This is a genomic window from Pseudonocardia ammonioxydans (assembly GCF_900115005.1).
GTDB classification, from domain to species: Bacteria; Actinomycetota; Actinomycetes; order Mycobacteriales; family Pseudonocardiaceae; genus Pseudonocardia; species Pseudonocardia ammonioxydans.
Genome location: NZ_FOUY01000013.1, coordinates 142,557 through 155,381 on the forward strand (window position 1 = coordinate 142,557; position 12,825 = coordinate 155,381).

A 12,825-nucleotide genomic window follows, 5' to 3' on the forward strand; every position below is an offset into this window, starting at 1 on the left:
GCCCGCTCAGGACGCGCCGGCCGGGCCGGGTTCCGGGGCGCGCGGCACGACCAGTACCGGGGCCTCGACCGCCGCCATGATCCCCAGAGCGCGCGACGCGACGCCCGGGGACGTGTCCGGCCCGTAGGAGCAGCCGGTGACGATCAGCCGGGCACCACCGGCCAGGTCGGCCAGGAACCGGGTGAGCTCGTCACGCACGACGAGGGCGTGCGTCCGCAGGCCCGGCGACCGGCGCCGGTGCGGGGCCAGCACGTGTTCGATCTCCCGGTGCAGGCGGGCCACCACCGCGTCCCACTCGTCGAGCGCCGCGGGAGCGACCCGGCCCAGGTCCGGGGCCGCTCCGGCCCAGGTCCGCACGACGGACAACGGTGCCCCGTGGCGCAGCGCCGTCTGGACCGCGGTCGAGACGGCGGCCGCCGGTGTCCACGGCACCAGCGCGAGCACCACGGGTCCGGTGGTACGCACCGGCGACGGGATCCGGGCCACGGGACGTCCGGCCCGCAGCTCGACATCGACGTCGCGCGCGGTGTCGACCACGAGCAGCCCGCGGGACGGTGGTGCGTCGAGCTCGACGGGCGGGCCGAAGCCGTGCTCCGGCGCCACGGAACCGGTCCACCGCCGAGCACCACGGTCCCGCTCCCCGCCGCGGGGGACGACGACGAGCGGCACGTTCCGGCGCAGCGCCTCCTCCGCCGCGAACGCGAGGGCCGCCCCGCCGCCCGGACCGGTCCGGCAGGTCACCGGGGCGTCCGGAACGACCGCGGGGCCCCCCGGGGTGCCGCCGACCGGGTCGAACCGCAGGACCGGGCCTCCGCGCCTCGCACGAACCCCGGTCCTCGCCCTGGTGACGTACTGCTCGACAGTCATCACCGCAGCGTGACGGCCGTCGGCGGGGCGCGGCAGAGGCTTCGGGCCCGCACGCTCGGGGCCGCACGGAGCGACGCGGCGGCCGACAGCCCGTCACCGGGAGGCGAAGGGCCGGCGGGACACGGGGCGTTCGTCGTCGGCACACCCGGCCCTCCGCCCGCGTCGCCGGCGCCGGGGAGCGAGCAGGCTCGCCGGCGTCCGCACCGACCGAGCAGGATCGAGGGACGCGATGCCACGCGAGCAACCCACGCACCTCTCGGCCCCGCCCGAGACGCTCGACTCCCCACACGACCCGCCGCTGCGCACGATCATGTCGCCGCGGCTGGTGGCGGTGACCCCGCAGACCCCGGTGCGGGTCACCCTGGCCCTGATGGTGGCGCACGACGTGCACCACCTGCCGGTGTTCCGGGGCGGCCGGTGCGTCGGGCTCGTGACCGAGGCGGACCTGCTGCGCGGCATGGCCGCGCAACGCAGCCCCCTCGGCACGATCGAGCTGCCGGTCGCCGAGGTGCACGGCGACGCGGTGGTGCTCCCCGGCACGGCGCTGCTCTCCGAGGCGGCGGCGGTGATGGACGTCCGTGGCCGGGACGCCGTGCTGGTGACGGAGTCCGGCCGGGTCCGCGGGATCGTGACGGCGATGGACGTCGTGCGGCACGTCGGTGGCGTTCGCCGCCGGGACGGGAACGGCCGGTAGCGCCGCGGACGGTGCCGCCTCCGTACGGCCCCGTACGCCGGGACGGCCTCCCGCTCACCCGGCGCGGGCGGTCCGCTCGTGTCGCGTCCGGCGACGGTGGACCCAGAACGCGAGTGCGGCGGCGGCGAGGTAGACGACGACGTGGGCGAGGCTCGCCACCGATCCGCCGGTGTCCCGCGACCCGTCCGGTGGGCCCCCGGCCAGGACGACGGCCGGGATCGCGTTCCAGATCGTGTGGAACGCGCACGACGCCCACAGGCCGCCGCCGGACAGCGCGATGAACGCCAGCAGCAGACCGAGGGCGGCCGTGGACGCCACATAGGCGAGCGAGGCGTTCTGGTTGAACGAGTGGAGCAGCCCGAAGACGACGGAGCTGAGCACGACCGCCGCCGCCGTACCCGCGTACCGGCGGACGGTCGTCAGGAGGTAGCCGCGCAGGAACAGCTCCTCGGTGGAGGCCTGGACGGCGACCGTCGCCAGCAGGACCAGGGCGACGGTGACGCCCGGGAGGACCGGCCCGGCCGCGTCGTCGGTCTCCCCGGCCGCAGGCTCCCCCGCCGGCACGACCAGCTGGGACACGACGAAGAGCACGAACGCGGTCGCCGCACCCATGAGCACGCCCAGCGCCGGCCGCCGGACACGGAACCCGAGGTCGGCGACACTGCGCCCGGTACGTAGCCGCAGCCACAGCACCAGGGTGAGCGCCGGTGGCGCGAAGGCGACGATGTTCGACGCAGCGAGCTCCTGCCAGCTCCCGTCCGGCAGGCCGAGCGGGCCGGCCACGCCCAGCCAGAGGAACTGGCCGGCGAGGAGGAACCCGACGACGACAACGATCGCTCCGAGTACCCGCACCGGGCCGCTCCTCGACACGCGGGCGCACTGTCCACACAGGTCAGTGCACGGTCGTCTGGTCGGCACCCACCCAACCACGTCCGGCCCGGCCCCGACTCCGACACCACCTGGATGAGGGACGTGTACGGGACCGGGCATGCGCCCGGGTCCCGGACAGGTGGATCAGCGTGTGAAGGTCCCGTGGGTCCCGGCGGACTCGACGAGCCGGGTGATGTGCTCGGCATGGACACCGACCCGCCCGTAGAACTGCGGTGCGTCCCGGTCGGCGCCCGGCCGCCAGTTCGCCACCCCGACCAGGTGGCCGTCGACGACCAGCGGCGCACCACTGTCGGTCGGGCGCACCACGAACGCGCTCGGCCCCTCGCCCGCGCACAAGTAGGCGTCGGTGTCGTAGCGGTAGCCGTGCCACACCACCGGCGGCATCCGGCTGAAGGCATCGGCGGCCGCCGCGGTGCAGCGTGCGTCGTCGAGCGTAATGGTCGGGGTCTGCCACAGCACGGGCTCGTCGTGCGGCGAGACGCGCCAGCCCGTCACCCGGCCCTTCGACGCGGGTGCCGGCCACGCCCGGTCGAGTGTCGCCATGGGCAGGGACGGTCCGGGCACCGCGGTCTCGAGCAGCAGCACGCCGACATCGGGCGGGGAGTGAACCGGGCCGAACAGGCCACCGAGGAGGCCCTGCGCGTCGCCGGGCCACCCCGGTGCGATCCACGTGTCGACCGCTGCGATCGAACGCCCGTCCCCACTGCGAAGGTCCGTACGCCCGATCACGACCGAGATCTCGGCGGGCTCACGGCCGATGCAGTGCGCGGCCGTGACGACGGCCCGCGGCGCCACGAGCGTGCCGACGCACGTCTTCTCCGGCGGGCCCCCAGGGGGCGGGGCGCCACCGCCGTCGATCGCGACCACCCAGGGTTCGTCCGACGTGGTCACCGGGCCGTGGCCGGCCACAGGGGACTGTGGGGGCGCCGGCAGGAAAGCCCACACCACGTAGCCGACCACCAGCACGACGGGCAGTCCGAGCGCGAGCAGCCATCGCCGGCGCGGACGTCGGCCTCGGCGCTCCCGCACGGGCGAAAGCTAGCACGACGAACGCGTTCCGGCGGCTCGCCGTCCCCAGAGGGCCCACTCGACGTTCCTCGCGTCGGCATGGCTGTTCGGTGACCATTGTGCTATAGTTGAGTTATCAACTAATTTAGTTCGACCGGAAGGACGGACACCGATGACGCCCATCCCCACCCCGGAGCAGACACGGAACCTCCCGGCGGCGCAGGACGAGCGTCCGACAACCGGTGAAGGCACGTCCGACCTCGCCACCGTCCCGGACCTCGTCGACATCTGGGGGAACGACTCCTTCCCCGCCAGCGACGCGCCCGCGAACTGGTAGGACGCATCGAGCTCCGGACGACCGGGCAACCGCCATCGACGGGCAGGAGACAGCTCAGGTCCGCGCCGGGGCTTCGAACTTCGCGTCCACAGCACGCGCGAGCACGACCCGCTGGATCTCCGAGGAGCGGCGAACGGGGCGGACCACCTGCTCGGATCGATCGGCAAGCCGGCGTACGGCATCGATCTCCGACTGTGCGATGACGACTGGAAGGACGTGGCCGACGGCGAGGCCGGCGAGATCACGACCCGGGCCAACGGTTCTCAACGCGCCCTACGCGATCGCGCCTACCATCGCGCCCAGCGCGACGATCACAGATGACTCCGATGTGGAGCTCGCCGAACGCGGCGAGCCCGATCGCGAACGGAACCAGCCCGGTTGACCCGGTCGATGTAGTTTGATCAGATCCGCAACCGGGAGCAGTGTGCTCAGCCGGAGGACACCTCGACCCGGTCGGCGACCCGGCGCACCGGTGCGCGCCAGATACCGAGCACCCGGGCGAGGCCGATCATCGCCACGCACAGCGCAGTGGCGCCGAGCCCGAGCCACAGGTTCCCGTACTGGACGACGATCAGGGGGAAGGCGGCGGTGACGAGCCCACCTCCGATGAACGGACTGACGAACGGCGAGCGCAGCGCGAACGTGCGATAGGCGTTCGTCCTCATCTGCGGGTCCGCGACCCGCAGCAGCATCAACCCGATCGCCACCACTCCCGTCTGGGTGCCGAACTGGGCGATGGAGTTCTCCGCCCAGTCCTTGTGGAACACACGCGGCCCGACGACGTGGTAGAGGACGACGCTCGTCACCGCCAGCGCCACGATCACGATGGTGAGCGGTGCCCAGTTCGCGAGCATCACCGGCACCGACAGCGACGCGATCGCCGACACGACGAGGAAGTCCAGCGCGACCCCGGCGATGGAATTGAGGGTCGGCTTGTCGACGAGCTCGTAGAGGCGGGTCCGCCGGATGACCAGCTGCACCACGACCCCGCCGATCATCGCGAGCGGGAACAGCGGGACCCCGGCCATCACCTGATCGACGAGGTACTTGAGCCCGTAGCCGAGCAGGATCGCGATCGCGATGAGCGACGAGTGGAAGGCGAGGTTGCTCAACGACGATGTGTTCAGCCGGCTGGTGGTTGTCTGCCCTCCGTCCGGGGTCTCGAGGATGTCCGAACCGACGTCCTGCGTGGACGACGACGGGGTGGACAGGTGGCCCCGCCGGGCCGCGATGTTGAGGATGAACGTCCCCATGATCACGCCGTAGACCAGGCTGATGGTGGCGGAGAACAGCGCCAGCGAGCTCCCGTCCGCCCAGCCCAGGCCGGTCCAGGTCACGTCCATCCCGGCCGCGGTTCCGTGGCCGCCCGACCACGACGCCTCGAAGATGGTCGAGAACATCGGGTCGGTGCCGAACACCGGCCCCAGCAGGAACACGACCAGGAGCGCGGGGATCGCGACCTGGACGAAGCTGCTGAACCACGACATCCAGATCTGCGGCCCCGCCTCCTTGAAGGCCTCGCCGGGGGACGGGATCCGGGTGCCGAGCAGCATCGGCGCGAAGACGACCGCGATGAGCACCCCGGCGAGCGACGACCAGGTGGCCGACATCTCGGCGGGGACGATGCCGAGGAAGTACTGGCCGCAGAGCAGGCCCACGACCCCGCCGAGCAGCGCTGCCGGGAGGTAGAGGCGCCTGATCAGAGGGACGGCCATGCGCAGCAGTGCGCCGACAACCAGGAGTACTCCCAGGCCGAGGACGGAGAACATCAGCGAGTTGAGGGCGCCGCTGTCGAACTCGACAATATCGGGCATCGTCTGTCCTTCAGGGTAGGCGCGTCAGGGAGAACGGCGTCAGCTCGGGCGGGAGCTCACCGTCGAGCAGCATCCGGGCGATGGCCCGCGATGCCGCCGGAAGCAGTGCCCATCCGTGGCCCGTCCAGCCCGTCGCGAAGTAGAAGCCGTCTGCCCCGGGGACCGGGTCGATGAACGGGATCTGGTCGACCGTCGCGCACTCGGGGCTCGCCACGTGCACCGAGAGCCGCTCGAACCGGCCGGCGTGCGGGAGGACCGCTTCGAGCTGGGCGATGTTGCCGGTGACGTGCTCCTCGACGGGCTCCGAGCCGCCGGTGGCGGGGTCGAGGCGCCCGCGCCAGCCTCCACTCAGCTGAACGACGCCGTCCGGAAGAGTCTTGACCGAGAGGACTCGGCTGTCGTGCCCGAGCAGGTGGGGCAGTTCGACCGGGCGCTCCGGCCGCAGCAGGACGACCTGCGGGTACACCGTCCAGGCCGGGAGCTCGAGCCCGAAGCCCGCCGAGACCAGGCCGGGGACGCCCGCGTTCGCGGCGAGGAGGATGCCCCGCTCGGCCTCGTAGGCCCGGCCGTCGTCGGTGACGACGCAGGCCCGGCGGCCCGGTCGTCCCGGGTGCAGTTCCGCCACCCGGGCGCCCTCGTGCAGGCTCGCGCCCCGGGCCTTCGCGGCGCGGGCGTAGGCGAGCGTGGTGGCGTGCTGGGCGGCGACCCCGTCGAGCGGGGCGTAGAGCGCGCCGCGGACGTCGTCGGAGATCTGCGGGACGGCCTCGCGCACCTGCTCGCCCGTCCACACCTCGGTCGGGACTCCGAACCGCGACTGGGTCCACGCGCGGCTCCCGGCCGCGACCAGGCCGCCCCGGCTGCCGACGACGTCCTTCTCGATCACCGAGAGCGATCCGGTCCGTACGTACCCGGTGTCGCCGCCGAGCTCGTCGGCGAGGTTCGGCCACAACGCGTAGGCCTCCCGCATCAGCGGCAGCTCGCGGAGGTCGCGGCGGTTGGCGCGGACGCCTCTCTTGCCCACGCCCCCGGATGCCGCGGCGGCGATCTCCTCCGCCTCCAGGACCACGACCGAGTGGCCGCGGAGTGCGAGGTGATAGGCCACCGCGCATCCGTAGCCACCGCCTCCGACGATGACGAACTCGGCAACCATGCCCTGCCCTTCGGTGGTGCTGTACGACACGCCGGACGGTAGGATTCGCTACATGTGGTGTCAATGTGTTGGAAAAACTGCAGCTGGGAGGTCGTGGTGACCGGGTTCCGCGACCTGGAAGGGTGGGAGACGCTGACGACCGCGGAGCGAGGCGTCGTGGTGATCGCCGAGCGGGATCCGCTCCGATTCGCGACCAGCACCGCCGTGGAGATCGCCGGGATGGCGGTGACGAGCGAGGCGACCGTGATCCGGGCGGCCCGGAAGCTGGGCTTCGACGGGATCAAGGGCCTGAAGCAGGCGTGTGCCGCCCGGGCGGGCCGGGACGAGGGACTCGCCGGATCGATCCGGTCCCGCCTGGACTCGCTCGAGGATCGCGAGGTCCTGTCCGGCGACGCGACGGCCCGAGCGGTGCTGGCCGCGTCGGCGCGGATCCTCGTGCAGCTCAGCGAAACGCTCGAGCGTGGCGTGTTCGACGAGGTGGTCGGGTTGATCGAGTCGTCGTCCCGGACGATGGTCTACGGCCTGGGTACCGGGTTCCAGGTCGCGGACTACCTGAGCCTCGGTCTCGAGCGGACCGGGATCGGCTCGCGGACGCTGTCCGGGAGCGGCCACGCCCTCGCCGACGACGTGCACCGGCTGGTCCCGGACGACCTGCTGGTCGTCTTCGCGCCGCGGGTCCTGCTCAGCGACATCGAGAACCTGATCGACGTGGCCGGGTCCCGGGTGGCGCGCATCGTCCTCGTCTCGCAGGTCTATCCGCCCAAGCACGTCCGCGACCGGGTGTTGATGGTGGAGCTGCCCAGCACAGCGGGGTCGGCGGCGTCGGAGGTCACCGCCGCCTGGGCGATCTCGGACTGTCTCGTCGCTGAGCTGGCCCGCCGGAACCCGGCCGCGGCGATCAGCGCCCGGGACGACGTTCAGCGGCTCCGTGACGGGCTCTCGCCGGGCCGGATCGGGCGATCACGGCGCCGGTGACGGCCGGGCTCAGCTGTTCAGCCGGCCCCTGAACCACGACGGCGACCGTCTGCAACCGGCTCCCACCGACGGGGGTCGCACGGTCGGCGGTGGCGCCGGCGCCCGGTCGGCGGCCACCCTGGGGAGCGCGCCGCTCCGCCACGTGTGTCGGGATCCGCGCCGTTCGACGGCGTAACGGGACAGCTCGCACGGCGAGTACCCGCGCACAGGGGCCCAGGGGGAAGGAGCGGCCCGTGGCCGATGACGCTGTCGATCACCTGGCCATGGCCGAGGAGGCCGCGCGGCTGCACTGCCTCGCCGTCGCGCACGACGCGGAGGGCCGGCGGGACGAGGCACTGACCGCTGCGGAGGAGGCCGCGGGGCTGTACCGCGCTCTCGCCCGGGACTTCCCCGTGCTGTTCGGCGCCGACGCCGAGCGCGCCGACGCGCTCGCCGCCGCGATCCGGGACGGCCGGCCCGTGGACCCGGCGATGGAACCCGTCCCCGTCCGGGCTCGCGGCCCCGTGGCCGGGCCGAGCGCACCCGCGGTCGTCGCACGCGACACGGCACGTGCACCGGACGCCCCCGCCGTCGCGACGCCGGTGGCGGACCCGCCGGCCGCCCCGGTCGACACCCGCCCCCGTCGGTGGCGACGCGGCGTGCTGCCCGCGGCGGCGGTGGCGGCCGTCCTGTTCGGAACCCTCGGCGCCGTCGGCCGGCCCCTGGCGGGCCCCCCGCCCGCTCCGGTGCAGGTCCGGATGCAGCCGCCACCCGCGCCCGTCGCGGTCGATCCGTGGACCGCCACGCCCCGCGCCGACGTCGCCCCGCCCGGGGTCGCGCTGCGCTCCGCGCCGTCCACCACCGGGGACCCGGCCGGGCGGCTGGCCCCCGGCGAGGAGGTCCGGATCCAGTGCGGCGAGGTCGGCCGGATGACCGCGAGCGAGACGGGCGAGCGCAGCGCCGCCTGGCTCCGCACCACCGCCGGGAGCTATCTCGCCGCGGTGAACGTGGAGTTCCGCGGGCCCAGCCCGATCCGGAACTGCACGGCCGGGCAGCCCGCCGTGCCGCTTCCCCACCACCGGTGACCGGGTGCGCTCACGCGCTGCTCGCGAGCAGGTAGCACCACGAATCGGTGAGGCTGCGCAGACAGATCTCGCGGTCCACCGCCCAGCCGACCCGTAGCCACCGTTTGGCCAGGTACTCGAGCTGGCCGAACGCGAGCACCGCCCGGACGCGGCGCGTCTCCGGCTCGCAGCGCCCGGCGCGGTCGAGCCCCTCCTGGATGGACCCGGCCACGTCCTCGAACCACGCGTCCAGGCCCGCCTGGATCTCCGGGTCGACCGCCGCGCCCTGGTAGGCGGCCGTGAGATGCCGCCGGACCTCGCCCCACTGATCGAACTTGCGGGACAGCCACGCCTCGACGAGCGCCCGCTCACCCCGCTCGACCACGGTGGTCAGCGGCGGGTCGTCCACGCTGGTGAAGACCTCGTCGACGTCGCGGATCACGGCCTGCATCAACTGCGCCTTCGACGCGAAGTGCAGGTGTTCGTCGAGGGCTCGCGCGAGGTCGTGACCGGGCAGCAGTGGCCGCCGCGCGAGGTCGAGTACCGGTCGCTGTACCTGCGCCCGCGGCACGCGCTGGCCGGCGAGCCCGAGCTGATGGGCCCGGAACACGCCACACCGGACGGCTTCTACCAGGCGCCGCTGACCGTGACCGACACCGTGCAGATCCTCAGCTGGAGCCCCCCCCCGGTTCGGGACCGACACCGAGATGATCGGTACCGGCGCGGCGCACCTGTTCGTCGAGATCGACCAGCCGGACACCAACCTGATCATGCGGCTGTGGGACGCGGCCCCGGACGGGAGCCGCCAGCTGGTGACCACCGGGTTCCTCAAGGCGTCGCACCGCGAGCTGGACGAGCGCACGACCGAGGGGAACCCGTACCACCCGCACACCCGGGCGGTCCCGGTCGAGCCGGGGACGATCGAGGAGTACGTGCTGCGGCTCTACCCGTTCGCGACGACGTTCCGGCCCGGGCACCGGCTGGTGACGGAGCTGTCGAACGACGAGCCGCTCGCCGACGCGCACAACGCGCTCCTGCCACCGGACGCGTTCCATCTGCCCGTCGGGCGGGCGGTGACCCACAAGATCTACCGGGACGCCCTGCACCACTCCCGGCTCGTGCTGCCGTTCACGGCCGGTCGGGCGACGGCGTCGTGACGGGTGGGCCGGCTCCCCCTCCCCCGGTCGTTCGGGGAGAGCCGGCCCCACGACTCGAGCACCGTCCGCGATTCGGACCCCGGGGGGCGTGTCGTCTGCTGTTCCGGGCCGGTCGGCTCGGCTACTCGCAGGCGACGCCGTCGTTGTCCCGGTCGAGCGCCGACCGGTACCCCGCCTCACCCACCCGGAGCGGGGCCGCCCCGGCCGCCCGCGCGGCACTGCAGTTCTTGTAGTAGGCCGCCCCACCACCGGAGGAGGCCGGCGCGGGAGCCTGCGTGGTCCGGGGCGCGGGAGCGGACTGCGGCTTCGGGGCAGGCTTCGGCTGCTCGCTCGACCGCGGCGTCGTGGTGGTGTCCGTCCCGCAGATCCGCCCGTTGGGGTCAGCGGCCCGCAGCGACCGCACGTAGCCGGCGTTCGCGTCGTTGCGGCCCTCGTACACGCCGGTGTGGTCGAGGGCGACCATGTAACGGCCGAAGTCGCGGCCGTCGTTCATCGCGACGTAGCGCAGCATCCGCCCGTAGCCGTCCCGGTCGATCCCCGGCTCGGTCGACAGCGTCACGGTGGTCCCGTACAGCACGAGCGACGCCGCCCCGGTCGCGGCCCCGCCCCTGGTCGTACCGGCCTCGCACGAGTCGATGCCGAGCACCCGGACCCGATCCCCGCCGTCCACTTCGAACGTGTCCCCGTCGACGATCCGGGTCACCGTCCGTGTCCCCGACGGTCGGCCGACCACGTCACCGTCGGCGACGGTCGCGGCCTCGACGACGGCGTCGTCGTCGGCCGTGGCACTCGATGGTGTCGCGCTCGACGAGACCGGGCTCGACGACGCCGAGGACGAGGTCGGCGGCGGAGCCGGAGCGACGGAGGCGATGTCGGACAAGGGCGGCGTCGCGGGCTGACCGCAGCCGGTCAGCAGCGCACCGGCGGTGACCGTGGTGGCGAGCACGAGCCGCAGGCGAGCGATCCGGGACATACCGGGCATGAGAGGGCTACCCCATTCCGTGCGGAGGAGTTGACGAGGAGCAGCCGAGAACGAGCTGCACCCGGTTCATCGGCGGGGCTCTGATCTTGTTATCGACGCCGGCTCGGTGATCGTCAGAATTGCTGACGTCCGTCGGTCCACTCGCGACGAGTAGCCCTCTCGCCGGGGACCGCCCTCACCAGGCCGGACGTGAGCGAGCTGACCGGGATCGGCGTCCCGAAAGCGATCTGCTCGCACGGCGGCTAAGCCTCGATCCGCAGATGAACCTCGTCGTAATGCGGCGCGTGAAGAAGGAAAGTGCCTCCTGAGCTGGGATGATGGGTGTTGCGACGCACCGATCAACCCGGCTCGAGAGAGGCACTTTCAGTGCGAGTCTGTCACAGGTTCACCGCCGACTCGGCGCGCTTCGACGAGGATAATCTCGTGTCGGACGCGGGCCTGGTGCCGCTGCTCGGGCTGGCCGAGCAGACCGGCCTGGCAGAGATCATCGCCGGGAAGGTGTCGATCAAGACGCCGCGGGTCAAGTCGGGCTCGGCGAACCCGGCACCGAAACTGCTCACCGTGATCGCCAGGATGTGCGCCGGCGCGGACAGCATCGATGATCTGGACATGCTGCGCGCGGGCGGGATGCCGATCGTGTTCGACGACGTGTACGCGCCCTCCACCCTGGGCACGCTGTTGCGGGAGTTCAGCTTCGGACACGCCCGCCAGCTGGAGTCGGTACTGCGCGAGCACCTGTGCGCCCTGGCCGCACGCACCGGGGTGCTGGCCGGGGTTGACAAGCAGGCGTTCATCGACATCGACTCGCTGCTGCGCCCGGTGTACGGGCACGCCAAGCAGGGCGCCTCCTACGGACACACCAAGATCGCCGGCAAGCAGGTGCTGCGCAAGGGCCTCTCGCCGTTGGCCACCACGATCAGCACCGAGCAGTCCGCACCGGTGATCGCGGGGATGCGGCTGCGCGCGGGCAAGACCGGCTCGGGCAAGGGAGCCGGGCGCATGGTCGCCCAAGCGATCGCCACCGCCCGCACTGCCGGCGCGACGGGGAAGATCCTCGTGCGCGGCGACTCCGCCTACGGCAATCGCGCAGTGGTCCGCGCGTGCCGGCGCGGCAAAGCCGAGTTCTCCCTGGTAGTGACCAGGAACCGGGCCGTCCAACGCGCCATCGCCTCCATCCCGGACACGGCCTGGACCCCGGTGCGCTACCCGGGTGCGGTCCAGGACCCCGACACCGGAGCGTGGATCTCCGACGCCGAGGTCGCCGAGGTGCCCTACACCGCGTTCGCCCACACCCATGACCAGTTCAGCGCACGGCTGGTGGTGCGCCGGGTCAAAGACGCCCGCTACCCCGATGCGCTGTTCCCGGCCTGGCGCTACCACCCGTTCTTCACTAACACGGGCCTGTCCACCGTGGACGCCGACATCGTCCACCGCCGGCACGCGATCATCGAGACCGTGTTCGCCGACCTGATCGACGGCCCCTTGGCCCACCTCCCGTCCGGCCACTTCGGCGCCAACTCCGCCTGGGCCCTGTGCGCCGCGATCGCGCACAACCTGCTCCACGCCGCCGGCACCCTCGCCGGCCCCGCCCACGCACGCGCCCGCGGCGCGACCCTGCGCCGACAGCTGATCGGCGTCCCCGCCCGACTGGCACGACCCGCCCGCGCACCCGTGCTGCACCTACCCAGCCGCTGGCCCTGGGCGCCGGCATGGCAACGGCTCTGGGACCACACCATCGGCCACAGCCCGCCGGCCACAGCCTGACCCACCCCGCCGGCACCCGGCCCGAGAGCACACAACCGTGGAAGAGCTGGACAGACCAGCGACTCCCGCACGCCTCGAGCCAGGTCGCCATGATCACCTCACGGGCCAAGATCACTACCAACGCGGTTCTGCGGATCGAGGCT

Annotated in this window: 13 protein-coding genes; 6 read left to right on the forward strand and 7 right to left on the reverse strand. The window is 72.9% G+C overall.

Translation table 11 applies throughout. From position 1 onward, the window contains the following. Nucleotides 1–6: 6 nt before the first annotated feature. Entirely contained in the window at nucleotides 7–867 is an 861-nt protein-coding gene (locus BM093_RS14785; protein ID WP_093343122.1) for an adenine nucleotide alpha hydrolase family protein, read from the reverse strand. A 229-nt stretch (nucleotides 868–1,096) separates the two neighbouring features. Between BM093_RS14785 and BM093_RS14790 the strand changes: the two genes are divergently transcribed. Then, nucleotides 1,097–1,561, forward strand: coding sequence for a CBS domain-containing protein (locus BM093_RS14790; protein ID WP_093343125.1), 465 nt, complete (start codon nucleotides 1,097–1,099; stop codon nucleotides 1,559–1,561). A gap of 54 nt (nucleotides 1,562–1,615) precedes the next feature. Here the strand turns inward: BM093_RS14790 and BM093_RS14795 are convergent, their stop codons facing one another. Continuing rightward, complete coding sequence (locus BM093_RS14795; protein ID WP_177238485.1) at nucleotides 1,616–2,413, reverse strand: CPBP family intramembrane glutamic endopeptidase; 798 nt, start codon at nucleotides 2,411–2,413, stop codon at nucleotides 1,616–1,618. 162 nt (nucleotides 2,414–2,575) lie between these two features. Beyond that, on the reverse strand, nucleotides 2,576–3,481 hold the full coding sequence (locus BM093_RS14800; protein ID WP_093343130.1) for a trypsin-like serine protease: 906 nt from the start codon (nucleotides 3,479–3,481) through the stop codon (nucleotides 2,576–2,578). Nucleotides 3,482–3,632: 151 nt separating this feature from the next. On the opposite strand from BM093_RS14800, the gene BM093_RS35970 reads away from it, so the two are divergent. After that, nucleotides 3,633–3,797 (forward strand): hypothetical protein, encoded by a 165-nt coding sequence (locus tag BM093_RS35970; RefSeq protein ID WP_177238486.1) that lies wholly within the window; start codon nucleotides 3,633–3,635, stop codon nucleotides 3,795–3,797. A 428-nt stretch (nucleotides 3,798–4,225) separates the two neighbouring features. On the opposite strand, the gene BM093_RS14805 is transcribed toward BM093_RS35970, so the two are convergent. Continuing rightward, the gene (locus tag BM093_RS14805) at nucleotides 4,226–5,611 is read right to left on the reverse strand and encodes a sodium/glutamate symporter (RefSeq protein WP_093343133.1); all 1,386 of its coding nucleotides are present in this window, start codon (nucleotides 5,609–5,611) and stop codon (nucleotides 4,226–4,228) included. Between the two features lie 10 nt (nucleotides 5,612–5,621). Continuing rightward, a complete protein-coding gene (locus BM093_RS14810) occupies nucleotides 5,622–6,791 on the reverse strand; it encodes an NAD(P)/FAD-dependent oxidoreductase (protein WP_093343136.1) in 1,170 nt (389 codons plus the stop codon). A gap of 66 nt (nucleotides 6,792–6,857) precedes the next feature. Between BM093_RS14810 and BM093_RS14815 the strand changes: the two genes are divergently transcribed. Together BM093_RS14815 and BM093_RS14820 are read left to right on the forward strand one after the other, a co-directional pair. After that, nucleotides 6,858–7,736, forward strand: coding sequence for a MurR/RpiR family transcriptional regulator (locus BM093_RS14815; RefSeq protein WP_177238487.1), 879 nt, complete (start codon nucleotides 6,858–6,860; stop codon nucleotides 7,734–7,736). 233 nt (nucleotides 7,737–7,969) lie between these two features. Next, nucleotides 7,970–8,800, forward strand: coding sequence for a hypothetical protein (locus BM093_RS14820; protein WP_093343142.1), 831 nt, complete (start codon nucleotides 7,970–7,972; stop codon nucleotides 8,798–8,800). Between the two features lie 10 nt (nucleotides 8,801–8,810). On the opposite strand, the gene BM093_RS37280 is transcribed toward BM093_RS14820, so the two are convergent. Further along, nucleotides 8,811–9,389: a hypothetical protein gene (locus BM093_RS37280; protein WP_245773525.1), complete on the reverse strand. Its 579-nt coding sequence runs from the start codon at nucleotides 9,387–9,389 to the stop codon at nucleotides 8,811–8,813. Nucleotides 9,390–9,486: 97 nt separating this feature from the next. On the opposite strand from BM093_RS37280, the gene BM093_RS37285 reads away from it, so the two are divergent. Beyond that, nucleotides 9,487–9,936: a CocE/NonD family hydrolase C-terminal non-catalytic domain-containing protein gene (locus BM093_RS37285; protein ID WP_245773526.1), complete on the forward strand. Its 450-nt coding sequence runs from the start codon at nucleotides 9,487–9,489 to the stop codon at nucleotides 9,934–9,936. A 121-nt stretch (nucleotides 9,937–10,057) separates the two neighbouring features. Here the strand turns inward: BM093_RS37285 and BM093_RS37290 are convergent, their stop codons facing one another. Beyond that, the gene (locus BM093_RS37290) at nucleotides 10,058–10,909 is read right to left on the reverse strand and encodes a thermonuclease family protein (RefSeq protein ID WP_245773527.1); all 852 of its coding nucleotides are present in this window, start codon (nucleotides 10,907–10,909) and stop codon (nucleotides 10,058–10,060) included. Between the two features lie 375 nt (nucleotides 10,910–11,284). On the opposite strand from BM093_RS37290, the gene BM093_RS14840 reads away from it, so the two are divergent. Beyond that, nucleotides 11,285–12,682: an IS1380 family transposase gene (locus BM093_RS14840; RefSeq protein WP_093343151.1), complete on the forward strand. Its 1,398-nt coding sequence runs from the start codon at nucleotides 11,285–11,287 to the stop codon at nucleotides 12,680–12,682. Nucleotides 12,683–12,825 lie beyond the last annotated feature (143 nt).